This is a genomic window from Pseudomonas arvensis, assembly GCF_056688935.1.
Genome location: NZ_CP162038.1, coordinates 3910222 through 3936062 on the forward strand (window position 1 = coordinate 3910222; position 25841 = coordinate 3936062).

At 56.7% G+C, this 25841-nt stretch carries 22 protein-coding genes and 7 pseudogenes; 23 read left to right on the plus strand and 6 right to left on the minus strand.

Features of this window, described 5'->3' with window-relative positions:
• Positions 1-156 precede the first annotated feature (156 nt).
• The 6 genes from AB3G88_RS17395 to AB3G88_RS17420 all read left to right on the plus strand — a co-directional run bounded on the left by AB3G88_RS17395 (position 157) and on the right by AB3G88_RS17420 (position 6994).
• Positions 157-1431, plus strand: a complete 1275-nt coding sequence (locus AB3G88_RS17395) for an ABC transporter substrate-binding protein (protein ID WP_112196116.1) — start codon at positions 157-159, stop codon at positions 1429-1431.
• Between the two features lie 21 nt (positions 1432-1452).
• Positions 1453-2415: a carbohydrate ABC transporter permease gene (locus AB3G88_RS17400; protein ID WP_153475808.1), complete on the plus strand. Its 963-nt coding sequence runs from the start codon at positions 1453-1455 to the stop codon at positions 2413-2415.
• Positions 2412-3254 (plus strand): carbohydrate ABC transporter permease, encoded by an 843-nt coding sequence (locus AB3G88_RS17405; protein ID WP_112196118.1) that lies wholly within the window; start codon positions 2412-2414, stop codon positions 3252-3254. Before AB3G88_RS17400 ends, AB3G88_RS17405 begins: the two co-directional genes overlap by 4 nt.
• A 27-nt stretch (positions 3255-3281) precedes the next feature.
• Positions 3282-4427 carry an ABC transporter ATP-binding protein gene (locus tag AB3G88_RS17410; protein ID WP_112196119.1) on the plus strand — a complete coding sequence of 382 codons (1146 nt, stop codon included), beginning with the start codon at positions 3282-3284 and terminating at the stop codon, positions 4425-4427.
• Positions 4424-5926, plus strand: coding sequence for a glycoside hydrolase family 32 protein (locus AB3G88_RS17415; protein ID WP_112196120.1), 1503 nt, complete (start codon positions 4424-4426; stop codon positions 5924-5926). Before AB3G88_RS17410 ends, AB3G88_RS17415 begins: the two co-directional genes overlap by 4 nt.
• Before the next feature lie 75 nt (positions 5927-6001).
• Entirely contained in the window at positions 6002-6994 is a 993-nt protein-coding gene (locus tag AB3G88_RS17420; protein WP_480450931.1) for a LacI family DNA-binding transcriptional regulator, read from the plus strand.
• Positions 6995-7278: 284 nt separating this feature from the next.
• Here the strand turns inward: AB3G88_RS17420 and AB3G88_RS17425 are convergent.
• Positions 7279-8685: pseudogene (locus AB3G88_RS17425) on the minus strand (aldehyde dehydrogenase family protein).
• A pseudogene (locus tag AB3G88_RS17430) lies at positions 8675-8992 on the minus strand (homoserine dehydrogenase); the annotation flags it as partial. The pseudogenes AB3G88_RS17430 and AB3G88_RS17425, both read right to left, overlap by 11 nt.
• On the opposite strand from AB3G88_RS17430, the pseudogene AB3G88_RS17435 reads away from it, so the two are divergent.
• Both AB3G88_RS17435 and AB3G88_RS17440 read left to right on the plus strand, forming a co-directional pair.
• Positions 8980-9339: pseudogene (locus tag AB3G88_RS17435) on the plus strand (tyrosine-type recombinase/integrase); the annotation flags it as partial. The pseudogenes AB3G88_RS17430 and AB3G88_RS17435 sit on opposite strands and share 13 nt — an antisense overlap.
• Positions 9340-9597: 258 nt before the next feature.
• Entirely contained in the window at positions 9598-9723 is a 126-nt protein-coding gene (locus AB3G88_RS17440) for an aldehyde dehydrogenase family protein (RefSeq protein ID WP_480454451.1), read from the plus strand.
• Positions 9724-10326: 603 nt separating this feature from the next.
• Here AB3G88_RS17440 and AB3G88_RS17445 read toward each other — a convergent pair.
• The gene (locus AB3G88_RS17445) at positions 10327-10719 is read right to left on the minus strand and encodes a winged helix-turn-helix transcriptional regulator (protein WP_480450933.1); all 393 of its coding nucleotides are present in this window, start codon (positions 10717-10719) and stop codon (positions 10327-10329) included.
• 91 nt (positions 10720-10810) lie between these two features.
• Here AB3G88_RS17445 and AB3G88_RS17450 point away from each other — a divergent pair, with 91 nt between their 5' ends.
• A complete protein-coding gene (locus tag AB3G88_RS17450; RefSeq protein ID WP_480450935.1) occupies positions 10811-11674 on the plus strand; it encodes an SDR family oxidoreductase in 864 nt (287 codons plus the stop codon).
• A gap of 362 nt (positions 11675-12036) precedes the next feature.
• On the opposite strand, the gene AB3G88_RS17455 is transcribed toward AB3G88_RS17450, so the two are convergent.
• A complete protein-coding gene (locus tag AB3G88_RS17455) occupies positions 12037-12912 on the minus strand; it encodes a DMT family transporter (RefSeq protein ID WP_153475529.1) in 876 nt (291 codons plus the stop codon).
• Positions 12913-13128: 216 nt separating this feature from the next.
• On the opposite strand from AB3G88_RS17455, the gene AB3G88_RS17460 reads away from it, so the two are divergent.
• From AB3G88_RS17460 to AB3G88_RS17475, 4 genes are all read left to right on the plus strand, one after another.
• On the plus strand, positions 13129-13746 hold the full coding sequence (locus AB3G88_RS17460) for a TetR/AcrR family transcriptional regulator (RefSeq protein ID WP_112196124.1): 618 nt from the start codon (positions 13129-13131) through the stop codon (positions 13744-13746).
• Positions 13747-13932: 186 nt separating this feature from the next.
• Positions 13933-15240: a sulfite dehydrogenase gene (gene soxC / locus AB3G88_RS17465; protein ID WP_480450938.1), complete on the plus strand. Its 1308-nt coding sequence runs from the start codon at positions 13933-13935 to the stop codon at positions 15238-15240.
• Positions 15227-15802, plus strand: a complete 576-nt coding sequence (locus tag AB3G88_RS17470) for a c-type cytochrome (RefSeq protein WP_029291029.1) — start codon at positions 15227-15229, stop codon at positions 15800-15802. Before soxC ends, AB3G88_RS17470 begins: the two co-directional genes overlap by 14 nt.
• A 124-nt stretch (positions 15803-15926) precedes the next feature.
• Positions 15927-16076: a DUF6555 family protein gene (locus AB3G88_RS17475; protein WP_317617121.1), complete on the plus strand. Its 150-nt coding sequence runs from the start codon at positions 15927-15929 to the stop codon at positions 16074-16076.
• 330 nt (positions 16077-16406) lie between these two features.
• On the opposite strand, the pseudogene AB3G88_RS17480 reads toward AB3G88_RS17475, so the two are convergent.
• Positions 16407-16623 (minus strand): annotated as a pseudogene (locus AB3G88_RS17480) (aldehyde dehydrogenase (NADP(+))); the annotation flags it as partial.
• On the opposite strand from AB3G88_RS17480, the pseudogene AB3G88_RS17485 reads away from it, so the two are divergent.
• Positions 16610-17336 (plus strand): annotated as a pseudogene (locus AB3G88_RS17485) (LysR substrate-binding domain-containing protein); the annotation flags it as partial. The pseudogenes AB3G88_RS17480 and AB3G88_RS17485 overlap by 14 nt on opposite strands.
• Positions 17337-17568: 232 nt before the next feature.
• Here AB3G88_RS17485 and AB3G88_RS17490 read toward each other — a convergent pair.
• Positions 17569-18087 (minus strand): SgcJ/EcaC family oxidoreductase, encoded by a 519-nt coding sequence (locus tag AB3G88_RS17490; RefSeq protein WP_112196125.1) that lies wholly within the window; start codon positions 18085-18087, stop codon positions 17569-17571.
• A gap of 169 nt (positions 18088-18256) precedes the next feature.
• Between AB3G88_RS17490 and AB3G88_RS17495 the strand changes: the two genes are divergently transcribed.
• The 9 genes and pseudogenes from AB3G88_RS17495 to AB3G88_RS17535 all read left to right on the plus strand — a co-directional run bounded on the left by AB3G88_RS17495 (position 18257) and on the right by AB3G88_RS17535 (position 25752).
• On the plus strand, positions 18257-19441 hold the full coding sequence (locus AB3G88_RS17495; protein WP_112196126.1) for a sensor histidine kinase: 1185 nt from the start codon (positions 18257-18259) through the stop codon (positions 19439-19441).
• Positions 19438-20091 (plus strand): response regulator, encoded by a 654-nt coding sequence (locus AB3G88_RS17500; protein ID WP_112196127.1) that lies wholly within the window; start codon positions 19438-19440, stop codon positions 20089-20091. The genes AB3G88_RS17495 and AB3G88_RS17500 overlap by 4 nt, the downstream gene beginning before the upstream one ends.
• The gene (locus tag AB3G88_RS17505; protein ID WP_480450941.1) at positions 20088-22415 is read left to right on the plus strand and encodes an ATP-binding protein; all 2328 of its coding nucleotides are present in this window, start codon (positions 20088-20090) and stop codon (positions 22413-22415) included. The genes AB3G88_RS17500 and AB3G88_RS17505 overlap by 4 nt, the downstream gene beginning before the upstream one ends.
• Complete coding sequence (locus tag AB3G88_RS17510; RefSeq protein WP_112196129.1) at positions 22412-22867, plus strand: response regulator; 456 nt, start codon at positions 22412-22414, stop codon at positions 22865-22867. The genes AB3G88_RS17505 and AB3G88_RS17510 overlap by 4 nt, the downstream gene beginning before the upstream one ends.
• A gap of 480 nt (positions 22868-23347) precedes the next feature.
• Complete coding sequence (locus tag AB3G88_RS17515) at positions 23348-23488, plus strand: IclR family transcriptional regulator domain-containing protein (RefSeq protein WP_177411553.1); 141 nt, start codon at positions 23348-23350, stop codon at positions 23486-23488.
• Positions 23489-23644: 156 nt separating this feature from the next.
• Positions 23645-23896: pseudogene (locus AB3G88_RS17520) on the plus strand (LysR family transcriptional regulator); the annotation flags it as partial.
• Positions 23862-24245 (plus strand): ABC transporter permease subunit, encoded by a 384-nt coding sequence (locus AB3G88_RS17525; protein WP_057400998.1) that lies wholly within the window; start codon positions 23862-23864, stop codon positions 24243-24245. The pseudogene AB3G88_RS17520 and the gene AB3G88_RS17525, both read left to right, overlap by 35 nt.
• A gap of 16 nt (positions 24246-24261) precedes the next feature.
• Positions 24262-25042 (plus strand): annotated as a pseudogene (locus tag AB3G88_RS17530) (amino acid ABC transporter ATP-binding protein).
• Positions 25043-25080: 38 nt separating this feature from the next.
• Entirely contained in the window at positions 25081-25752 is a 672-nt protein-coding gene (locus AB3G88_RS17535) for an RraA family protein (protein WP_480450943.1), read from the plus strand.
• Positions 25753-25841: the final 89 nt, after the last annotated feature.

A 25841-nucleotide genomic window follows, 5' to 3' on the forward strand; every position in this document is an offset into this window, starting at 1 on the left:
GTTTTGTTTTTATTGTTTTGTTCCCGCGACCGGCCATTTTTCATGAGGTGCGAATTGTCGCAATCGACGAAAAAAAGGATGCCTCATCGCAAAGACGCTGCTACATTTGGCGCTGTTAACGTTAACTTTTCTAAAAACAAAAATAAAGAGGGCTTTATGAAACAGCTAAAAACTCTCCTTCCAGCCGCACTACTCACTCTCTGTGCCGGATTTCCATGCCTCTCGAGCGCTGCCGATTTAACGATCTCGTGTGGCGCGGTGGGTGCGGAGTTGCAGCTCTGCAAGGAGGCTGTCGAGGCGTGGTCGAAACAGACCGGCAACAACGTCGAGGTGGTTTCCACGCCTAACTCGGCGACCGAGAGGTTGTCGTTCTATCAACAGATCCTCAGTGCGCAATCCAGCGACATCGACATCATTCAAATCGATATGGTGTGGCCAGGAATGCTGGCCAAACACTTGATGGATCTGCGCGAGGTGCTTCCTGCCAACCCGACCCAAGGCTATTTCCAGGCACAGGTGGATAACGCCACGGTGAACGGACGGCTGGTGACGATGCCGTGGTTCACCGACTCGGGCCTGCTGTATTACCGCAAGGACTTGCTCGAGAAGTACAACCAGCAGGTTCCGCAGACCTGGGAGGATATGACCGCTACCGCCAGGAACATTCAACAGGCTGAGCGCAATGCCGGGAACCCCAATGCGTGGGGTTACATCTTCCAGGGGCGCGCCTACGAGGGCCTGACGTGTAATGCGTTGGAATGGATCAGCAGCCATCCGGAAGGCGGGCTGGTCAATCCACGAGGTGACATCGTGGTCAAAAGCCAGGCTTCAAGAACGGCTTTGACCCTGGCGAAAAGTTGGGTAGGAGACATCTCCCCGCGGGGCGTACTCAATTACACCGAGGAAGAAGGCCGGGGTGTATTCCAATCGGGAAATGCGCTGTTCATGCGTAACTGGCCTTATGTCTGGGCTCTGGTGCAAAGCCAGGACAGTGCCGTAAAAGACAAGGTCGGGGTCGCTCCCCTGCCCCGCGGTGGCGAGACCGGCAGCCATGCCTCAACACTCGGTGGCTGGGGCCTGGCGGTATCGCGTTACAGCGCCCATCCAAAACTTGCCGCAGAACTGGTGAGCTACCTGACCAGTGCCCAAGAGCAAAAACATCGTGCCCTGATAGGCGCCTACAACCCGGTTATCGAGTCGCTGTATCAAGACCCCGAACTGCTCGCGGCAATGCCTTATTACGCTCAGTTGCACAGCATTCTCAATGATGGGGTGATGCGTCCCGCCTCCATTACTGCCGATCGCTATCCACGGGTCTCCAATGCGTTCTTCGATCGAGTGCATGGCGTGCTGGCGGGCGAGTTGCCTGTCGATCAGGCGCTGGCTGAACTGGAAAGCGAACTCACGCGCATCAAACGCCGGAACTGGTAAGCCACAAGGAAGGAAATCACCATGTCTGTCTCTACTACCCATGCCCACTGTGACGAGCTCCTGCTCGCCCGGGAAACGCCTGTGCAGCGTCGCCGAGTACGCGCCGCCTGGCTGTTTCTGACGCCGATGTTGCTGTGCCTGGCCCTGGTGGCAGCGTGGCCGTTACTGCGCACATTCTGGTTCAGCCTGACCGACGCCAACCTGGCGGACACCGGTGGCGGATCCTTCGTTGGCCTGAGCAATTATCTATTCCACAACGGCTCCAGCTGGTCGGGCATCCTGGTCGATCCGCAGTGGTGGAACGCGGTGCGCAACACCTTGCATTTCACCGTGGTGTCAGTGGGACTGGAAGTCGTATTGGGGCTGCTGGTGGCGTTGCTGCTGAACATCAAGTTCACCGGCCGCTCTCTGGTGCGTGCGTTGATTCTGATTCCCTGGGCGATTCCCACCATTGTCTCGGCGAAGATCTGGTCATGGATGCTTAACGACCAGTTCGGCATCATCAATCACCTGATGCTGAGCCTAGGCCTGATTGACGCGCCCCTGGCCTGGACGGCGGATGCGGACCTGTCGATGTGGGCGGTGATCATCGTCGACGTCTGGAAGACCGTCCCTTTTGTCACGCTGCTGATGTTGGCGGCCTTGCAGATGCTGCCGAGCGATTGCTACGAGGCCGCCAGGGTCGATGGCATTCATCCGCTGAAGGTGTTCTGGCGTGTCACGCTTCCCCTGCTGATGCCCGCATTGCTGGTGGCGGCGATATTCCGCATCCTCGACTCGTTGCGGGTATTTGACGTGATATACGTGCTGACCTCGAACTCGTCGAGCACCATGAGTATGTCGGTGTATGCCCGTCAGCACCTGGTGGAGTTCCAGGACGTCGGTTACGGCAGCGCAGCCTCGACGCTGTTGTTTCTGGTGGTTGCGGTCATCGCCATGCTTTACCTCTACCTCGGACGCCGTCAACTGGAGGTCCGCTCATGAGCCCGCGCCAGCTGAAAAAAGCGCTGTTGCGCCTCGGGTTCTGGTGTCTGATCGGGGTGTTGCTGCTGTATGCGGTTTTCCCTTTCTACTACGCCATCGTGACGTCGCTGAAGCCATCCAGCGCCTTGTTCGAGGTGAGCTACTGGATCGATAACCCCGACTTCTCCAATTACGCGGCGGTACTCCATCAAGCCTCATTCCTGCGGGCTATCGGTAATTCGCTGGTGGTTGCGCTGTGTGTGGTGACACTGGCGCTGTTCCTCAGCCTGACCGCCGCCTATGCCTTGGGCCGGGTGAAGTTCCGTGGGCGTGGCACGGTCTTGATGATGGTCCTTGGGGTGTCGATGTTTCCCCAGGTCGCGGTGCTGTCGGGGCTGTTCGAAGTGATCCGCGCCCTGGGTCTGTACAACACCTCCTGGGCGTTGATCCTCAGCTACACAATTTTTACCCTGCCCTTCACCGTCTGGGTGTTGACCACGTTCATGGGGCAACTGCCCCATGAACTGGAAGAAGCGGCAATCATGGATGGCGCTTCACCCTGGGTCACGCTGACCCGAGTGCTGTTGCCACTGCTCTGGCCCGCACTGGTCACCACTGGCTTATTGGCCTTCATCGCCGCGTGGAACGAGTTCCTATTTGCCCTGACCTTCACCCTCACCGACACGCAACGCACGGTGCCGGTCGCCATCGCCTTGATTTCCGGCGGCAGCCCCCATGAGTTGCCTTGGGGGTTGTTGATGGCTGCATCGGTGCTGGTCACCGTCCCACTGGTAATTCTGGTGCTGATCTTCCAGCGCCGAATAGTTTCCGGTCTCACTGCCGGCGCGTTAAAGGGTTGATGCCCAACAAAGACAAGGAACAGCATCGTGATCAAATTGAAACTGAACAACGTGAACAAACAATTGGGCGGCGCGCGGATTCTTCGCGACATCAGCCTGGAAATCGCGGCGGGTGAATTCGTGGTGTTCGTCGGCCCTTCGGGCTGCGGCAAGTCGACCCTGCTGCGCCTGATCGCCGGACTGGATTCGATCTGCGGCGGCGACCTGCTGATCGACGGGCGTCGGGTCAACGACCTGGAGCCGCGCGAGCGTGGCGTCGGCATGGTATTTCAATCCTATGCGCTGTACCCACACATGAGCGTCTACGACAACATCAGCTTTGGTCTCAAACTGGCCAAGACTGAAAAGAGCAGCCTGCGTGAGCGCGTGCTGAAAACAGCGCAAATCCTTCAATTGGACAAACTGCTGCAACGCAAGCCAAAAGAACTGTCTGGAGGGCAGCGCCAGCGTGTGGCAATGGGCAGAGCCATGGCGCGTGAGCCGGACATTTTGCTGTTCGATGAGCCGCTCTCCAATCTGGATGCATCCTTGAGGGTGCAGATGCGCAACGAAATCGCCCGGCTGCATGATCGACTGGGCTCGACCATGATCTACGTCACTCACGATCAAGTGGAAGCGATGACCCTGGCCGACAAAATTGTTGTGCTCAATGGCGGTCGCGTAGAGCAGGTCGGCTCACCGCGCGATCTCTATGAGCGCCCGGCGAGCCGCTTTGTAGCCGGTTTTCTCGGTTCGCCCAGAATGAACTTTCTGGCGGCACGCCTGCATGCCCCGGGTGAAACCAGCCTGGTCGATACTCCCGTCCTGGGTATGACCTCCCTGCCCTTCGACAGCTCGAATCTGGCGGCGGACGCCCCACTGATTCTGGGGATTCGCCCGGAACACGTGTCGCTCAAGGCGGCGCAAGGAACTACCGGCGTCGTCGTGACCGGGGTCGAATACCTGGGCAGTGAAACCTATGTGCACCTCGATACAGGTCAGGACGAGCCACTGATCTGTCGTTGTGAGGTCAACGCCGGGTGGCAGGTGGGCAATCAGGTCGAGCTGCAGCTGGAGTTCGGCAATCTGCACCTGTTCGACGCCGACGGCAATGCCTTGAGTCGCCACCCACAAGCCATTGTAACCCTGCCGGATGACGTTTCTCTAAGCTCAGTCCGAGCACGCGCCCTATGACCTTGTCTTTGAATACCCCGAGCGATCCAATGCCTTGCACCCTTGACCTTGCGCAGCGTGCGCTGAGTGACGGTCTGTCTCGCGTCATCCAGGATTATCGACCTGGTTATCATCTTGCCCCCCCAGTGGGCTGGATGAACGATCCTAACGGGGTCGTGTACTTTCGTGGCGAATATCACGTTTTCTATCAGCATTATCCCTTCGACGCGAAATGGGGCCCGATGTATTGGGGTCACGCCAAGAGTGCCGATCTTGTTCATTGGCAGCACCTGCCCATTGCGCTGGCACCCGGCGATGACTTCGACCGTGATGGATGTTTTTCCGGTAGCGCAGTGGTGTGTGGAGATACCTTGGCACTGATCTACACCGGACACACATGGCTAGGGGACGTGGGTGACGAACACTTGATCCGTCAAGTCCAGTGCCTGGCCACCAGCATCGACGGCATCCGGTTCGTCAAACATGGCGCCGTCATCGAGAACGCGCCGAAAGACACGATCATGCACTTTCGTGACCCCAAGGTATGGCAGGAGGATGACTATTGGTACCTGATTGCCGGCGCGCGCCTGGGTGATAAACCGCTACTGCCGCTATACCGTTCCACGGATCTGCACGCCTGGGAGTTCCTTGATTATGTGTCCAGCGGCAGCGAGAGCGATGGCTATATGTGGGAGTGCCCGGATCTGTTCCGACTGAACGGGCGCGATGTGCTGCTGTACTCCCCCCAGGGCATGCAATCCGAGGGTTACGAACGGCTCAACAAGTACCAGACCGGTTATCGAGTGGGCCGACTCGACAGCGAATGGCACTTCACCGGCGGGCCTTTTATCGAGTTGGATAACGGCCATGATTTCTACGCCGCACAAACGCTACTGGCCGCCGACGGTCGGCGCCTTGTGTGGGCGTGGCTCGACATGTGGGAAAGCCCGATGCCGAGCCAGGCCCATCATTGGTGCGGCATGCTCGGTTTGCCGCGCGAACTTGAACTGTGCGCAGATCGCCTTTGCGTGTATCCGGCACGTGAGCTCACCGCTCTGCGCAAAGCGCCATTGCCAGGCACGTCCTGGTGGGATGAATCAGGAACCCGGTGGGTGCCGGAAGTGAATGGCGATATGCTCGAAATCCACGTGCACCTGGATTTACTCGGCTGCACCGATGGCCACCTGGGAATCGCGTTGCGCTGCAGCGACGATGGCCATGAACAAACCCTGCTCTACTACGATGCGGCGTTGCGGCGTCTGGTGCTTGACCGCACCCACTCTGGTGCGCAAGTCACAGGCCAGCGCAGCGTGTCGATAGACCCGACACAAGAGCGACTGGAACTGCGTGTGTTCCTCGATCGCTCGTCCATCGAGGTGTTCGACGAAAACGCGCGCTTCAGCCTCAGCAGTCGCCTCTATCCGCGGCCCGACAGCCTGGGCGTGAAGCTTCTGTCAAGCGGGAGTGGCGGGCGTGTCTCGATTCCCAAGGCATGGCCTCTCGGCTCTGGATGGCTGTGAGCAACGTCATTCGAGTCGCGAGAAGCCCGGGCCCTGTGTCATGATTCTGCGTCAACCTTACCGGGCTCGCCTCGCATGACTTCAGTGAAAGACGTTGCACAGCTGGCCGGCGTGTCCCTGATGACGGTTTCTCGAGCGCTCAATAATCCGGAAAAACTGAGCCCTGAAACCCTTCTGCGGGTGCGTCGCGCCATTGATAAACTGCAATTCGTACCGAGCCTGTCGGCGCGCAAGATGCGCGGCGACAACCTCCAGTCGCGAACCATCGGTGTGTTCGCGCTGGACACCGCGACCACACCGTTCGCAGTCGAGTTGCTGCTGTCCATCGAACAGACTGCGCAGCAATCCGGCTGGAATGTGTTCATCCTTAACCTGTTGAGCAACCCTCCCACCGACCAGAACATCGACCTGATGTTGTCGCACCGCCCCGAGGGGTTGATCTTCAGCGCCATGGGGTTTCGCCAGGTATGCATTCCCGAACGATTGAAGAGCAAACCCCTGGTACTCGCCAATTGCCTGGCCGATGACAGTCGCCTGGTGAGTTATGTGCCAGACGACGAAGCGGGGCAGTATCGAGCCGTACATCACGCGTTGAGCCAGGGCTATCGGCGCCCTCTGTGTATCAATCTGCCAAAACAGAGTCTGGCCTGGAACCTGCGACAAAAAGGTCTGCAACGTGCCTGTCAGGCATTCGGGCTGTCGCCTGACGCACTCCTGCAATACGACCTTTCCGATCATGACGCCTATGGTGAAACCGCAGCCATCCTCGACCGGAACATCATTGAGGGTCGTCCCCAATTCGACATTCTGATCTGTGGCAACGACCGCATTGCCTTTTGTGCCTATCAACTATTGTTGGGCCGTGGCCTGAAAATTCCCGACGATGTCGCCGTGCTCGGCTACGACAACATGATCGGTATTGCTGAGCTGTTCATCCCGCCGCTGACCACGGTGCAACTGCCGTATTACGAGATCGGTCGCAAGGCTGCCCGGCACCTGATCGAGACCCTCAACGTATCGGGAGCCCAGCCAGTTGATTGTCCATTGGTGGTCAGGGCATCACTATAAGATTTAGTTAATTCGGTGATAGCGCGCCCGCTTGCTTTCGATTTGCCACTGGCCTGTCACCGACCGCTTAAGCCCAAAGGGTCAGTCACGACATGCACAAAACGGCCAGAAGTCGTCATTCTTCAAATCTCACCGCCCCTCAGATCGAAAAAGACGCTTTCTTGGCGATTATCAGCTCAGTGGAAATATTCAACTTCTCCTTTCTCCCCCCCTCAGCAAAACGCATTGGGCCGGAGACCAAACCGACCCAATACCATACGAGCTGATCCATTACCGCGAATCGACTAACCCAACGTGTTAAGGCACACCACCTTGGGTTGGGTCATTTCCTCGTAGGCAAAATGCACACCTTCCCGGCCCAGGCTACCGTACTTGGAACCGCCAAACGGCATCGCATCGAAGCGGTAGTCGGAAGAGTCGTTGATCATCACTCCCCCGGCTTCGATCCTCCGTGCGGCGCTCATGGCGGTTGCCAGATCATTGGTGAAGATCCCGGCATGCAGGCTGTATTCGGGCTCATTGATCAACGCGATGGCTTCATCGAAGGTTTCGAAAAGCTGCAATACCACCACCGGAGCAAAGACTTCATTGCGCCAGAGTCGACTGGCGTGATCGACATTTTCCAGCACGGTGGCGGCGTAGCACGATCTTGCACGCCGATGGCCGCATAGCAACGTGGCGCCTTCTTGCAAGGCCTCGTTGACCACTTGCTCGGCATTCTGCGCGGCTTGCGCAGTAATCATGGGGCCTATATCGGTATCGGCCAGCAATGGATCGCCGACCACAAGCGCACGCGCCTGGCTGACGAATTGCTCTCGGAACGCTTCATAAACAGACGCCTGAATCAGCAAGCGCTGAGTGCCTACGCAGTTCTGCCCCGCTGCCCAAAAGGCTCCGGACACGCAACTCTCGACAGCGGCCTTAAGGTCTCAGTCGCCCATGACGATTACCGGCGCACTGCCGCCCAGGCGCATGGCCAGTTTCTTCAACCCGGCCGTGCGGGCGATCTGTTCTGCGGTGACGAAACCGCCGGTGAAGGAAATCATCCGCACCTCACGGGCGGCGACCAACGCTTTGCCCAGTTCCGCGCCGCCGGGGGCGACTGTAACCACTGATTCAGGCAAGCCTGCCGCGACCAGATAGGAGACCAGTTTAGTGGCCGACAATGGCGCGAGCTCGGAAGGTTTGAGAATCACCGCGTTACCGCCCGCAATGGCCGGACTGAGTTTGTGTGCCACCATGTTCAACGGATCGTTGTACGGCGTGATCGCCACGATCATGCCCAAGGGCTCGCGAGAAAACCAGCCCTGACGCGATTCGGAGTCTTCATAAGCGTCAAACGGCACCAACTCCCCGGCATTGCGCCTGGCCTCCTCGGCCGACAGCTTGAGGGTGTTGACGCAACGCTTGACTTCCTTTTCCGCCTGTTTGAGGGTCTTCCCGGCCTCGTCGACGATCAGCCTGGCAAACACACGGGCATCATGTTCGATGTTGATTGCGGCTTGCTCAAGAATGCGAGCCCGACGATGACGCGCTAACGCGGCGCACGCTCGTGCACCACTGCGTCCTGTCTCCAACAACTGCGGAACTTGCGACGCACAGACATTCGTTACGCTACCTATGAGGTAACCGTCATAGGCGTTAAAGACCTCAATGGGCGGCTCCACGATATCCAGGACCTGCGCCGCCAACACTGGCCAGCGGATAGTCGTTGTTCAACAGCCGCGGTACGACACTGGCACTGATCGAGCCATCGGCATGACGCATCGCCGACCCGATCAGCTTCCAGCGAGCGCCGTCCTGCCGGTTTTTTTCGATGTCGCCAAGGCTGAGGGAGGAAATGCCACTGCACGTGACGTTGCTGACCGTCAGCTTCGCGTCCAGCAGTTCATTCGCCAGGATCACCACTTTGAGGCGTACGTCATGGCCCTCGACATCCGCCGTCGGGTCGGCTTCGGCGTAACCCAGCTCCTGAGCCTTGCTGACGGCCTCGGCAAAAAACCCGCGTGGTGGATGAAGAAGGCAAAGGCTGGGTTTTCGTCTCACCGGTCTATCGGGGACGCCCCATAAACCCGACCTCCATGCTCAAGCCCTTTCAGCGCATCTGGCCGGAGTACAACATCACCGCCCACGGCTGTCGCGCCACCTACCGGACCATTGCCCACGAGCACTTAGGTATCGATCCAATCGTGCTCGAACTGTCCTTATCCCACCGGATGCCAGGTGCGTTGGGGGCTGTGTATACCCGCGTGCAATTACTAGTGCAACGCCGGGAGGCGGCTCAACAATGGGCGAACTGCTTAGACCAGTTGCGGCAAAATGCTGCGCACGTGACCTCAGATTGAGGATACAGCGCGAGGAATTAGGAGATGGAATGGGAAACGAGGCATGCATCAATTCCTAACGTCTGACTAAGGAGTCTTCAATTTGCAGGAATCAAATGCTTTGCCGATTGTAATAGTGGATGTAGTGACCATGAAACCTTGGATAAAACACCCTAGTCACCACACACCGCGGCAACTTAACAAGAAGTACCGGGGGGCTATCCGCAGTTTAGAATGTAGCTTCGCATCGAAGCTATAGCGCAAGCGTGCTACAGCCAAATCGCCCCGTTCGGAGGTTTCAAGGATAGCGGTCATGATAAGGAAAATGGTCGTTACTCAATTCACGACATGACCGAGCTTAAGTGGGTGACTTTACAACTGGGTGAGCGTGCCCTCCCTATCTGATGAGCAATAATAATGGCCCCACACCTGCGGTGGTGGGCCATTGTATCAATCCGTACCATGACTGGAGGCGAATCCAACTGAAATTCAGAAGACGCAAACAGTGAGCATTAGGAAAAACTACGATTTCCGAAATACTTTACACTTAAAAACTCGTTTAACTGGAATGGAATGACCTCACCGAATCGGTCAGCCGAGGAAACAGCTAGCTTGAAGCAGCGTTAAGGTCATGGTCACACTGGCCTGCATTGAAAGATGTTTGTGGGCAGGCTCTTCAAACAAGCCCTAGACTTTTGCCTTGACGTATTGCTAAGGCTGTCCGGCCCCCACCTCCACAAGACAGATATAAGGATCTGCGGGAGAACGCCACCTGAGCTCGTCCAAAAAGGGATTCTGGGATGTAGATATTGACAAATGCCCTGTGCGCAAGGACCTAGCCATAGTGGCACTTACACCGCCTCATATTTTGAATAATGAGTGAATCCGGCCAACCGGATTATACATGAATAACGGTAGCGTTTGGGCCGAGCCCTGTTCGCGAACAGTTTAAGGGGCAGAGCAAACGCTGAGATCCAAAGAAGTCACGACGGCCACCATATTTGCTTATCACCTCTTCAGCGACCGCCTTGGTATCGCAGTCTCAGTATCAGCAGGCGCGTGCTCAGGATCATTTTCGAGAGAAACTTCATCCGGAACCAAGTCCCCCCACTTGCACATTGCCTCTAACACATCACGTAACTCTTGCCCCAGAGGAGTGAGCTCATACATGACCCGAGGAGGCGTTTCTGCGTATGCAGTACGTGTTACTAATTTGTGGCGTTCGAAGCCTTTTAAACGGTGCGTCAATGTATGAGCACTAATACCCGGCAAAGCTTTTTTTAGTTGGGTAAAACGCAATGGTCCGCCCAGTAACTCTCTCACGATCAAGGTGGCCCATGGCCCCTCAAGCAGGGCAAGAAAACGAGCGACACCACAGCAAGGACTATTTTTTTGCTTCATGCTAAAGAATCTTCCAATAGTGCATTTGACGTAACCAACCGTGGTAATAGACCTTGGTTTCTCGCTATCAAATCGCAACGAGGTAAGTAAAATGAGTCGCTATATTGTCCATGGCGCCAACGGAGCACAAGGTGCCCCGCTTCTAAAACGCCTGATTCATTCCGGCCATAATGCGATAGCTACTGCTCGCAACACGGGCTCTGTCAACGGTATGCCTAGCGTTAAGGTTGACAACGCATCAGTAGCCTCCCTGATTGCGGCTTACAAAGATGCCACGGGTGTTTTCATTCATCTGCCTGTAGCGGCCGAGGCAGAACGTCTCATTCATGCGCAAAACATTGTAGAAGCCATCAAACAAACTAAGCCTGGCAGAGTAGTCATCTCAACCAGTGGCTGGGTGGTGGATGATCCTGACTCTCCACTGCAAAACCCACCGGGCAGTGCTATCGCGGAACTGATTCGAGGTGTCCAAGAATCAGGTGTGTCATTTGCAGTGATTGCGCCACGTTTATTTCTTGAAAACCTACTCAACCCTCTCGTCTTGGGTGCTGTGAAATCAGAAGGTGTTCTTCGCTACCCCATCCGAGCGGAGTACCCGGTGTCCTGGTGTTCACACCTGGATGTTGCTGAGGTCGCGGAAAGGCTGTTCACGGACACAACGGTTACAGGCTTGGTCGGTGTAGGTCAGTCGCCAGCGATCACTGGAGAGCAACTGGCTCAAGGCTTCGAACGGTACCTGAAACGTACGGTAGCGTTCAGCAGCGTGACGCCGCAGGCCTTCGGCGAAATGATTGCGCCCCTGTTCGGAACAGACGCTGCGGCTGGAGTTGTTGCCGCCTATGAAGCTCAAGCAAATGCTGCCGCGAATGCGATCACAGCAGGCACCAGCGCTCAAGTCCAATTGGCCTTAACGCCTCGCACCGTGGATCAGTGGCTAGCCGAAATCTCTGCTTGACCGCCCACTCTTTTGAAGCGCTAGGGCGGTAATACGCCCTGGTTAAGCGATTGGCTAGTCCCGCAGTACTGCCTTGGTACCAAAATACTGAGCGGCGTTGGGGTTTTCTGTCTGCTGAGAAGCCTTAGCGCTTTCCGATCCGGCCCCCAATAATCATATCGCTTGCTACCGCCCCATTTAAATCTAAAGAATTTCTTTTCTTACCAAAGCAGGAAAAGGCTTAATTCTGGACTTGTCTTTGAAGGGCATCAAGGGCCAAGAGAATGATCCAACCTCATGAGCTCGGCCCATAGCCAATCGAACAACTACTCATTAGGTTAAAAGCAGCAGTGATTTTCCTCAGCATCGTCATCCGGTGACAACTAGCCGTGCTGTTTGCCGCTCAGCACCAACGCAATCCCCCCCAGCACAGCGACGGATGCCAACACCATCCTTACGCTTAGGCTTTCTCCCAGAAAAATGATACCAGCCAGCGAAGCCAGGATGGGCACGCTCAATTGCACCGTCGCGGCTTGAAACGCTGCAAGATTACGCACCGCGACATACCAGACCGCGTAGCCCACGCCCGACGCCAGCGCGCCGGAAAGAACCGCATAAAGTATCCCCAGTAGATCCCAACGCAGTTCTGAAAGAAACGGCAAACTTGCGATCAAAACCAGGGGAATCGAGCGCAGGAAATTGCCGGCTGTGGTTGCCAGCGGATCGGCGACAATTTTGCCAAGCATTGAATAGATCCCCCATGCCACCCCCGATAACAGCATCGTGAATGCGCTAACGGAGTCAGGGGCAGCCGCACCTGGAAGCAGAAGACTGACTAGGCCAACAATTGCCAACACAAAACCAACGATTGCCTGCCTGTGCATCCGCTCGCCTTTGAACATGCCGTACAGAACCATGCTCAGTTGAACCGCCCCAAACAGCAGCAACGCCCCCGTCCCGGTCTCCAAATGACGGTATGCGAAGGAAAAAGCGAAGACGTAAACGAACAAAACTGCGGCCCCCTTCCAACTTCCTTTGATCGTGGTTGAGGACCGTCTCAAGGCACACATGAGCCATAACACCACGGCTCCGCTGGCCAGTCGGACAATACTGAAACTCGCGGCGTCGACGTTGGTGTGTTTAAACGCCAGGCGGCACAGCAGCGAGTTCGCGGCAAAAGCGAACATGGCGAAACAGGTCATCGCTATCAATCTCGCCGATGCTGACGATTTGAACGTCCGAGTGAAGTGTTTGCTCATTGTCATGATCGATCCCAATGCCTGGGTAGACTCTCAGAACGCTCGACGCCATCGCGTCCTATGAAACACGTTCAACTACGGTGGGCTTATAAACGCCTCTGTACCGATCGGTCAATACAGTTATCTTCCTGCAACCAAGGGATGAGCTTCTCCCATCTGTATCATTCATCGCGCACGCATGGGTATGATTGGCGCTCAACCGGTTGGAATTGACTCATGGGAAGAAAGAACGCCGTCGTCGCTGCCGAACCTGCTGAAACCAGCACCAAGGAGCGAATCCTGAAAATTGCTGCGCAGTTGTTTTCGACGCGCGGTTTTCATGCGACCGGCATGGCTGAGTTGGAAAAAGCCACCGGCCTTGCTCGAGGTGCGCTGTATTACCACATCGGCAGCAAGGAAGAGTTACTGTTCGAAATCACCAGCCGATATTTACGGGTGCTCATCGCAGAAGGTACGCCCCTGTGCGAGAGCGATCTGCCTGCGGAAGATAAATTTCGCCAGTTCTCGGCCATCGTGATGCGCACGATTGTTACCCACCTGGCGGAAATGACGGTGTGTTTTCGAGAAGTGTATTCGGTCATTGGCGAGCGCCAGACCGAGTTGCTCGACCTGCACCGGCAGTATGAAAAGCTCTGGTCGCAAATCCTCAAGGCCGGCGTGAGCGAGAAAACCTTCCGTACGTCCGAATCGTTGGCCGTGAAGGCTATTCTTGGCATCCACCACTACAGCTATCTGTGGATCAAGCCCGGTGGCCCGCGCTCTCCGGAATCCATAGCTACGTTCTTTTGCGACACCCTCCTGCCCGGACTGAAGGTTGAGCCACACCTGGCTTAACTGTCATCAGCGGCGCTTCAAATGCGCCGCATCCTTCGACCTCCTCCTCATTCACGGCCAATCACCGATGGTTGTCCTTGTGACTGGACCACGCGCGTTTTTCGTTCTAGGCTAGCTACAGACCGACCGATCAATCTACTGACTTGCCGTTGGGTCCAGCCCGACAAAGAACCAGAGGGAACAACAATGACAAAAAAATCCATGGTCCCCACCAAGCAAGACGCGCCTCGGACATCTTTGGCTCGCAGGGATTTCCTGATAAAAAGCGGGGCCGTTATCGGCACTGCCGCCTTTGCTCTGGGTGATAGCGCCATCATCAACGCCGAGACGACCAATAACGTCCCTCTTGATTCGAACCTGCCCCTTAAAGTCCCGCAATGGACCCGCAGTCTTGGCGCTCCCACGGCGAGCCCTTACGGCAAACCTTCAACGTTCGAAACCAAAGCCGTCAGGAATCTATATCCCGGCCTGAAGGACACGATGTCCGCCTACAGCACCTCCCCACTTCAAGAACTGGACGGCATCATTACGCCGAACGGCCTGTTCTATGAGCGCCACCACGCGGGCGTCCCGCAAATCGATCCGGCGGAACACCGGTTGGTGATCCATGGCATCACCGAAACAGCCTTGATCTTTACCGTGGATGAGATACGCCAGTTCCCCGCCGTGTCACGGGTGCACTTCATGGAGTGTTCGGGAAATCCATCGTTTTTACCTCCCTGGGGTAAAACCGCAGCCGAAGTGAGCGGCCTGGTGAGTTGCGCTGAGTGGACGGGTGTTACTCTGAAAACTTTGCTGGATGAAGCCGGGCTGAAGCCCCAAGCCAAGTGGATCATCGCCGAAGGGGCGGACGGCGCGGCAATGACTCGCAGCATTCCCATCGAAAAATGCCTAGACGATGTGATGGTCGTCTACAGCCAGAACGGCGAGCGCCTAAGGCCGGAACAGGGCTACCCGCTGCGCCTGTTTGTACCCGGCTACGAGGGCAATACTCACATCAAATGGCTGCGCCGACTTCACGTCACCGACGCGCCCGCCTACAGCCGGGAAGAAACCGCCAAATACACCGACTTGATGGCCGATGGCAAAGCCCGGAAGTTTTCCTTTGTTATGGAATGCAAATCGCTGGTCACCTACCCCTCAGGCACCCAGAAACTGACGCGCAAGGGTCTGCATGAGATGCGTGGCATCGCCTGGAGCGGACACGGCAAAATTACCCGCGTTGACGTTTCCATCGATGGCGGCGACAACTGGACGCAAGCCAGGTTACAGGAGCCTATTCTGACCAAGGCACTGACCGCCTTCAGGGCCCCTTTCGAATGGAAAGGCCAAGAGTTGATGATCATGAGCCGCGCCATCGACGAGACCGGGTATGTGCAACCGATGCTGGAACAGTTGATCGATGAACGCGGCAAGGTCTCTTTCTATCACAACAACTCGGTGCAACCGTGGCGCGTGTCCAGCAGTGGGGAGGTGACCAATGGACGGGCTTAAAAAGGGTTCGTTCCTGCTGGGATTGTTTTGCGCCTGCACATTAACCTGTGTCGCCGCCCAACCCAAGTACGGGTTAGGCACAAGCGCTACGGACGCACAGATCGCCAGTTGGAACATCGACGTGGCACCCGACGGGAAAGCGTTGCCCCCGGGAAGCGCCACGGTAGCGGACGGTGAAAAGGTTTATATGAATAACTGCCTCGCCTGTCATGGTCTAAAACTCGAAGGCGGCATTGGCCCGGCATTGGCAGGAGGTAATGGGTCCCTCACCACTGACAAACCACTTAAGACGGTAGGCAGTTATTGGCCTTATGCGACGACCCTCTTTGACTACATCCGTAGGGCAATGCCTTTCCAGTCTCCCCAGTCGCTAACCAATGACCAAGTGTACGCGGTAACCGGTTACGTCTTGCACGTCAACAAGCTGCTTGACGCTAATGCGACTGTCGATGCAGCAACCTTGGCCGCCATAAAAATGCCAAATCGAGATGGCTTTTTCATCGATGACAGGCCTGACAGCAAAGCGATCGACTGTATGTCCAACTGTTTGAAAGTCCATTAGCAGGTGTGCCGGCCTCACACGCAATCGATGACCTCAACGTGATCTATCGCCAGCGCCTGGACACTATCGTTCAGGCGCATTAAGCAAGCGATAGGTTTGAGGTAACGTGTCAACTGGCGGCAATGTGCGACAAGCGCGGCACAGGACCGACTGCAATGTAGGCATTGCCCCCAATCCGCAGCCAGACCGTTCACCAATGAAGATGGTTTCAAAGCCTCATGCTGAAAAGAACGGCGTCACTGATGTCGCATGGCGAGTGAACGGAACTCAGTAGCTTCAGGCTTAAATCCTGAATTCTATCTGAAATATCAGTCTTTTTGCCGAGCAGTGAAGTCTCCTTGACAGGCGTGGGTCCGGGGTCACGGCGTAGCGACTGGGAATATTGAATTTCGGCCCAAGCACCATCCAGTGCCGAGATAGACTCGTCAAGCAGCAACAACGCGGGAACGGAGTTCCAGTTCGCGAATACTGGCGAAGCGTGGGCGCTTCCCTCCAGAAAACGAGTAGTTGGAAGCTCTCCAGCAAACAGCAAACGGCACCTTGTCATTCAAGACATAAACGACTTTTAAGCCTCCGTAACCCAAACCCGTCTTTATGAGCAGGCTTAGTCACTCATCTCTCCATCCGCTAACCGTCGAATCCCAAGCGGATTAGTGTTCTGCAATGCCTGAGGCAACAACGCATCCGGAATAATTCTGAAAACACACCGACGCCAGAAAGCGATCAACGGCCAGCGAACCCACCGACGTCCCCCGCGAATCGGACGTCGCTGGATACGGTCCGCCGTGTGCCATCGCCTCGCACACCTCCACCCGGTTCGGAGAAACCGTCATTTACTCCGCGTGCGTGGTCTTCACTGAACTCAGCGGTATGCGCGAAGAACTGGTGGCGCTCGAATCCGGCAACATCGGCCGGGTGGCAGTCGGCACTATCCCGGCGCTGGCTTCGGGCCTGCTGACCCGCACCATCGCTACGTTGAAACAAAGCCACCCACGGTTGTCCATGAGCATTCAGGTCGACACCAGCGACGTGCTCGTGCAGGCGCTGTTGCAGGATCAGTTGGACATCGTGCTGGGACAATTCCAGCCGGTGCCCGCGCCGAAGAATTGCTCTTCGACAACCTCGGCGAAGAGGCTTTGTGCGTGATTTCGGGGGCACAGCATCCTTTGGCGAAAGCGACGCACCTGAGTTGGGCCGAATTGCAGAGCATTTCCTGGGTGTTGCAACAACATCCGAGCCCGATGCACGCAATCACAATCAGGTGTTCCACTACGCCCGGGTCGACATCCCCAGCAGCATCGTCGAAACCACATCAATCATGACCTTGCTTTCATTGATCCAAAAAACCGACATGCTCGGTGTGACGCCGGTTTCGGTGGTTGAGGATTATCCCGGTCGGGACTTGTTAGCTGTTTTGCCGATCAAGTTCGAAGCTCGCTTGCCACCGTACGGTTTGATCACTCGTCGGCATCGAATCCAGTCGTCGGCCACGCAGGCGTTCATGAGCTCGGTACGGGCAGACCACGCACGTTGAACTAGAACCAAAGCCGTTCGCTGTTCTGCTAGACGTGATCTACCAACAGAACGTGTTTGCCCCGGCCGTCAAACCGCGCGACGGTGTTGTCGAAAATGCCGAACTCCATACCCTATTCTTCGGCGCAATAGCGTTGCGCATTGCGGTCGCGGCGGAACGGTTGCCGCAAGTGTTCGAACTCTTGTGAATCAATGTCCACCCCCGCGAGGGTAGTGGACACTTTTATAAAGCTTTAATGCTTGGCGTGTTTCACCCGTACTTCCGGCATGGCCGAAGAGTGATGGTTGAGAATCTTCCACTGCCCCCCGACCTGCTCGTAGACGAAAGTGTAGCGTGCCTGCACGTGACGGATCTTACCGTCCGCCTCGGTCAGGGTGAACGTGTACACACCACTGTCCATGGCCACGTTGCTGCCCAACTGGCGGATCTCGCGGTAGTTGATCTGCCCAACAGGCTTGAGCGCCATGAAATGTTCAAAGTAGTCTTTGATCTGCGCTGGCGTAGTGCGTACCTGGTTGGACACGGTTGGCTGCAACACGGCGCCCGGCGCATACAAGTCGACCACTTTTTGTACGTTACCGGTCTGCAATGTGCTGTTCCAACGGTCAAACAAACCGGCAATCTCTCGGTCTTTCACATTCGCAGGCGCTTGCGCAGTATCACGGTAGACATAGGGTGCCGTCTCGGCAGCCTGAACAAACGGTCCGCTCAAGGCGAAAATCAGGGCGATCGATGCGGTTTTAAATTTCATTGCGATACTCCAGTGGTGTTCGTTGAGCCCACTTTGCCAACTTGCCTGCCACCCGACATCGGCCAACCGGCGTTATTTGCCTATGCCATTTGACAGATGGCGCTCGACATGCCCGGCAAGGTTTAATAAGCCCCCTACGCCCGCGGGCCTGTAACACCGGAGCTGAAGCATGCAAAACCCACCCCACGATCCCGGTAGTGCCTTGGCCATCCGCGCTCACTATCGCCAATCGGAGAGCCGTTCAGCGCGTCTGCGGCTTTTGGTTGATACCGGCCAAGAGTTAACCCAACTAACCCCGGATGCGATGCGCGAACGCGTGCTGGTGCGGGCATGCGCCTTCCTTGCGATGGACAATGGGGTGCTGCTGGAATGGGACAACGAGGGAGGCATCAGTACCACCGCCCGGCATGGCCATCCTGCCCGGCTGCTCAACCTGGCCGCTGTCGTCAACCGCAGCTTGAAAGCGCCGTGCTGGCAAGAGCTTGCAGCGGATGGCCTGCCCAGTATGTTGCAGGTACCGTTGCGCGGCAGCGACGGCGCTGCCTTTGGCGCTCTGCTCCTGGCCAACAGCGTGTCCCTGCGCGCGCCGGCTGATGATGACAGCGAATCACTGCAGTTGCTCGCCACGCTGCTGGCCGCGCACCTTGAGAATGATCGGCTATTGAAGACGCTCATGGCGAGAGATCGCACGCTGTCGGACTTGGTCAATCGGTTGTTTCGCGCACAGGAAGACGAACGCAAACGCGTAGCCTACGACCTTCATGATGGCCTGGCTCAAAACCTGGCCGGATTGCATCAGCGCCTGCAGGGTTTTGCCGGACGCTGCCCGACGCTGTCTGACACACTGGCAACGGACTTGCAGGCGATTCTGACCTTGGCCCAGCACTCTGTGCGTGAAGGTCGACAGCTGATCGCAGGCCTACGCCCAACGGTGCTGGATGATTTCGGTTTATCCAAGGCGCTCGACAAAGAAGCCGATCGCCTGCGCGAAGCTGGAGTCAGCGTACAGTGGAGCAGGCGCAGCGAAGCGCGGATGCCCAGCCAGGTAGAAATCGCCTTGTTCAGGATTGGCCAGGAGGCGATCAACAACATTCTCAAGCATGCACAGGCCAGCCACGTCGGACTGACGCTGGAACTGCACAACGGCTTGGCCTCACTGCAAGTAGAGGACAATGGTAAAGGCTTCTGTGCAGGCCAAATGCGCGATGGCCATGATGCTCAGCATTTGGGCCTTGCCACCATGCACGAACGCGCCAGCCTGCTCGGCGGCCGCCTCACCTGCGTCAGCGCGATCGACGGCGGTACACAACTGCACGCCCGCGTGCCTGCGGACCTTGATGGAGCCTCTCAATGAGCCATATCTTGCGTCTGGTGCTGGCGGACGATCATGAAGTCACGCGCACCGGTTTCGTCGCCTTGCTGGCCGGCCAACCGCAATTCGACGTGGTCGGCCAGGCCCGCGATGGCCAGCAAGCGGTTGAATTGTGCGAGCAGTTACTGCCGGATATCGTCATTCTCGATATTCGAATGCCGATTCTCAATGGCCTGGAAGCGGCACGCCTGCTGCAACAGCGTCTGCCAGCACTCAAAGTAGTGGTTTTCACCATGGACGACAGCCCCGATCATCTGGAAGCGGCCATGAATGCCGGCGCGGTGGGTTACCTGCTCAAAGATGCCAGCCGTGACGAGGTGATCGACGCGTTGCAACGGATAGCTGCCGGTGAAGAGGTCCTCAATAGTGCAGTCAGCGCCCGACTGTTACGACGCATGACCGAGCGCAACGCCAGCGGCGCTGTTCCAACTGAAAACCTCACCCCACGGGAGCGCCAAGTGCTCACACTGGTGGCGAACGGCATGAGCAACCGCAAAATCGGAGAAAACCTGGGGATCACCACCGGTACGGCCAAGGCCCACGTTGAACGGGTCATCGGCAAGCTCGGTGCGGCCGATCGAACCCAAGCCGCCGTCCGTGGCATCGCATTAGGCCTGGTGACACAATCGTGAACGTGTTCTACGCCAGGCGTTGGACTGACCTACCCTTGCGCGGCAAGGCGCTGGTGGTGATTTCCCTACCCCTGGTGGTGCTGCTTTTGTCCCTGGTGCTCATCTACAACACCGAACGACAGACCGCTCGCGCGGAAGAAGACGTACGCAGGGTACTGCGGGTACAAGGTGACATACAGGCCGTGCACACCCTGCTCGCCGAAGCCGCCGCCAGTGTGCGCGGTTACCTGTTGACACGCAGTGAGGATTTCCTACCTGGATACTTGAACGCCAAGCCCCAGATTGAATCAGCCCTGCGCCGGCTCGACCGCAACGTGCGCGATCAGCGAGTGCGTGAGCAACTGACGGCAATCAGGCCGCTGATCACCAACAAAATCGATGGGCTGGAGGACATGCTTGGCGACCCGGCGACGAGCCCTGAGTCGATTACCAACATCTTGGTCAGCAACAAACACATCCTTGATGAGTTGCGTCGACACATCAGCGCCATGCTCACGCTCGAGGACTCGTTGCTGGCCGAGCGTACGGCCGCGGCATCAGAGACTCGCCAACGGTTGTTACTGTCCACCTGGTTGGCCGCCATCTGCGGACTATTTGGTGCAATCGTCGCGGTGCTGTTTCTGTCCAAGGGCATTGTTGCGCGGGTGCAGAACGTCCAAGGCAATGCGCAGCGTCTGGCCCTCGGCCAACCCCTGCGGCGGCAGCCGCCGGAAAAAGACGAGATTGGTCAACTGGGCACGCGCCTGGTAGAAGCCGGGGCCCTGCTGGCCGAGCGCGAACGCGCGTTGCGCGAAAACGAGGAGCGACTGAGGCTGATTATCGATGGGGTGAAGGACTACGGGATTTTCGCCCTAGATACAGCGGGTCACGTCACCAGTTGGAACGCCGGTGCCGAACGGATCAAGGGCTACACCGAACAGGAAATCATCGGCCAGCACTTCTCGGTGTTCTACCTGCCGCATGAGTGCCCACAACACCCTGATATGGCACTGAGCGAGGCCACCCGCAATGGCCATTATATGGAGGAAGGCTGGCGCTGCCGCCAGGACGGCACGCGCTTCTGGGCCAGTGTTGTGATTACCGCGCAGTACGATGGCGCCGGCGCCTTGCGAGGCTTTTCGAAAATCACACGCGACATTACCGACCGCCGTGCGGCCGAAATTGCCTTGAGCACAGCCCGCGAGGAAGCCGAACGCGCCAGCCGTGCCAAAAGCGAGTTCCTGTCGCGCATGAGCCACGAACTGCGTACCCCACTCAATTCTATTCTGGGCTTTGCACAACTGCTGGACATGGACTTGCCTGCTGGGCAAACGGCGCAGGTCGGGCACATCCTACGCGCAGGCCAACACCTGCTGACGCTGATCAACGAGGTTCTGGACATTGCCAAGATCGAAGCGGGACGATTGCCGTTGAATATCGAGCCAATCGCATTGGCCATCGCACTGCAAGAAGCACTGTCGCTGGTGTCCCCCATGGCCACCGATGCCGGCATCCAATTGACGCCGCTGCCAACGCTGGCCGCCGACATCGGGATCGTCGCTGATCGACAGCGCCTGACCCAAGTGCTGCTGAACCTGCTGTCAAATGCCATAAAGTACAACCGCCCTCAAGGACACGTGAGTATTGAGATCAACGTGACGCAGCAGCGAATCACTGTGGCAGTCTGCGATACCGGCAACGGCATTGCGGCGGATCACTTGGGTCAACTGTTCAAGCCATTTGAGCGACTGAACGCCGATCCGAGCGTGGAAGGTAGTGGGCTTGGCCTGGCGCTAAGTAAAAGCCTGCTGGAAATGATGAAGGGCAGTTTGACGGCGCAGAGCCAATACGGCTCAGGCTCCCGATTCACGATAGAGCTGCCATTCGTGCGCTTGCTGGAACCTCCCAGCGCCGCCGCAGCAGTCGCCCACACCCTATCGCTAGCTCCTGACATCGTCGCCCCCGACATTCAGGGCAACGTGTTGTGCATTGAAGACAATCTATCCAGCCTGGCGCTGATCGAGACGTTGCTGCAGCGCAGGCCGGGGATAAAATTGCTTTCGAGCATGCAAGGCCAATTGGGGCTGGACCTGGCCGCACAGCATGCACCACAGCTGATTCTGCTGGATGTTTCACTGCCGGACCTCGACGGGCTGAAGGTGCTGCAGCGCCTGCGCCGGTCTGCGATCACTCAAAATACACCGGTATTGATGATTACCGCCGACGCCAGCGACCTCACCCGTCAGACCTTGCAAGAAGCCGGAGCGACGGCCGTATTGACCAAACCAATCAACGTACCCGTGTTTCTCGCCCACCTCAACAAATGCTTTCCGGAGCCCATGTGAACATTGATCTGCGCATTTTGATCATCGACGATCAACGTCCGAATCTGGACCTGGTGGAGCAGTTGCTTGCGCGCGAAGGCTTGACGAACGTCTTGAGCAGTACACAGCCCTTGCGCACTCTGGATCTATTCAACAGCTTCGAGCCTGATCTGGTCATTCTCGATTTGCACATGCCGGAGTTCGACGGGTTTGCAGTATTGGAGCAACTCAACCGGCGCATCCCCAGCGGTGAATACCTGCCGATCCTCGTGCTCACCGCCGACGCCACGCGCGACACGCGCTTGCGCGCCCTGGCGCTGGGAGCCAAGGATTTCATCAGCAAACCTCTGGATGCACTGGAAACCATGTTGCGAGTGTGGAACCTGCTGGAAACACGAGCGCTTTACAATACCTTACGTACGCTAGTATCTGCAGATCAGATCGATCTTCTGCGAAGGCAGCATGGTGGATAACCTTGCTAATCAGATCTCAGCACAACTGCCTTTCCTCCTAATGTGAAAAGCGCTCTTGATTTTAGAGGCCAGCGACCCACGTTTTGCTCTGCCCAAAAAGCAGCTGCTCCCACTGCCGCGGCTGGAGCTGACGCACCCGCAAATCAGCTATCGAGGCTGATGTCAAAGCTGCGGCGTGAGAGTGCCTCCTGCAGATGCGTCAATCACGCACATACTGGCTGCCGACGCCCTCGTCGCACCGCAACTAATGCATGGCGTCGCTGAAGCTATCAGCGCCGATGGCGATGACATAATCCACGACAATCTGATGGGTGGATTCAATCGGGACAGACCTCGGCATTGAGTGGGTCGCCGCCAAAGGTCCGGCTGAAGCTTGAGATCGTGCCCGCGGCTATATGGTGCAGGATGCCAAGGTCGTTGGCTCGGCTGGGCAGACCAGCCCTGCCCGACGTGGACGTCCTCCGCGAGGCGAAAACCGGCATGCGGCGCATCAACGAATTGACTGGCGAGATTGTGCATTTGGGCATTCTCGACGAAGGCCGCATCGTCTATTTTCACAAGATCGACTCCCAATACAACCTGCGCATGTACCCGCGCATCGACCGACGTCCGCCGCTGTAATGCATCGGTATCGGTATCGGCAAGGTCTTGCGTTACTCCGAAGACAACGAAAACTCGGGGTCGAATTGGCTCAATCATCAAGCGAGTTGAACAATCTCATATGCCTGTGCCGAATCGGCAATGCTAAATTGAGATAGAACATTTTGAGTGATTATGATGAGCTCTAAAAAAATCCTTCAAGAACCCGCCGCCCGTTATTTTCTAGAAGTCGTCAGATCCGGTTCCATCAGCGAAGCGGCCTCACGGCTAAATGTAGCGTCGTCAGCCATTAGTCGGCAGATCGCAAAACTGGAAGCCAGCCTGGACACTCTGCTGTTTGAGCGTACGGCGCGCGGCATGCAGCCTAGCGCTGCAGGAGAGTTACTTGCCGCTTATGCCCTTAGGGTGCAGATGGATAGCGATCGCCTATTTCGCTGAAATTTTCCGCGGTGGTTTCAGCGCGGTTCCCAAAGGTCAGATCGAGGCCGCCCACAGCCTGGCTATGACGTCATTCGCAATTTTACGTCGGGTAACCCTACCCGGCGCCCTCAACGCAGCTTCGCCTGCCTTGATAAACATGATCATTAATGTTTGCAAGAAAACCGCGCTGTTGTCGATCATCACTGTGGCCGACCTGACATTCGAGGTCCAGAAAATGGCGATAGAGACTTTTGCCTCGTTCGAGTCGATCCTGACCCTGGCGCTAGGGTACTGGGTACTGATCGAAATTTTTTCCCGCTTGGGTCAACGTGCAAACGCCATATCAATCAGCACCTGAATATGAAGAGAAGCGCATGAGTGAGTTTTTGGTAAGCATCGTCAATGTTCACAAAAGCTACGGTGATTTTGAAGTGCTGAAGAACGTCAACTTGGACGTCCAGCGCTCCGAGTTCATTTGCCTGATCGGCCCGAGTGGTTCGGGAAACAGCACGCTCTTGCGCTGTATCAATGTTCTTGAAACTTATGACAAAGGCTCCATCACGATTGTCGGAAAACTGATCGGCTATCAAGAGGCTGGCGGTAAACGCAAACTCATGGCTGCCCGCGAACTGAGGGAAATGCGCCGCAGCATTGGCATGGTGTTCCAGCAGTTCCAACCTCTGGCCGTACATGACTGCGTTGGAAAATGTCGCAGAACCGTTGCTGCGCGTTCAGAAAATGAATGCAACCGACGCGAAGGCCAAGGCACTGCGAATGCTTGAGAGAGTAGGCTTGGCACAAAAAGCCGAGAACTATCCAACGGCTTTGTCTGGCGGTCAGCAACAGCGTGTCGCCATCGCGCGAGCGTTGTCCATGGATCCGAACCTGATGCTATTTGACGAACCTACCTCGGCACTCGATCCGGAGCTGGTGGGTGAAGTATTCCAAGTGATGCGCGACCTCGCCAGCGAAGGCATGACTATGGTGGTGGTTACACACGAGATGGGCTTCGCCGCCAAAGCCGCCGACAAAGTCGCGTTCTTGGACGGAGGGTGCATCGTTCAGTTCGGTACGCCGCAGCAGGTACTCAAGGAAAGCGAAGAGCCGCGTTTGCAGCAATTTCTGCGGAGTTACCACGCTCGCAACGATTTTTGAAGAGTCCCCCTGTGTCAGCCATTTTGGCGGAGCGAGTCATGATCAGTTTCAGAATTAAAGCAAGCGGCGAAAAAGTCGCGCCACAATGGGTGGAGGCGTTCCGCAACCTGCCCGTCCCAAACATCAGCGATTGCATGGCGCGCATGACTGCAGGTGGCGCCAACCTACGGGCATTTTATAAAGGGCCACGCATGGTCGGCTCGGCTCTAACCGTCAAGACACGGCCGGGGGACAATCTGGTGGTAAACAAGGCACTGGACATCGCGGATCCAGGCGACATCTTGATAGTGGACGCCGGTGGAGACCTGACCAACGCTTTGGTCGGTGAGTTGATGATCGCCCATGCAAGACACCGCAAACTCGGTGGGCTTGTCATATCAGGTGCTATTCGTGACAGCGAAGAAAAATTGCTGGCTGGTAGTTTTCCAGTCTTCGCCTTGGGCGTGACCCATAGAGGGCCGTTCGGGGATGGGCCTGGAGAAGTCAATGTACCCATCGCCCAACACGGAATGGTTATTCTCCCTGGTGATTTGGTTTGTGGTGATGCCGACGGTGTGGTCAGCGTGGCGCGTCACGAGGTCGAGGAAGTCCATGCGCTGGCGCTGAAAAAACACAATGATGAAGTGAAGTTGATGGCGCAGATCAAAGCCGGCACGTCAGACTGGACGTGGGTAGACGAATTACTGACTCGCAACGGTTGTTCGATTTAGTAGCTAACTCGTTTACATTCAGGGGTGCTTAGATCGAGGTTTAGATTGAGTCGCACCGGATTTCTATACACCCTAAATCTTCGTTGCGA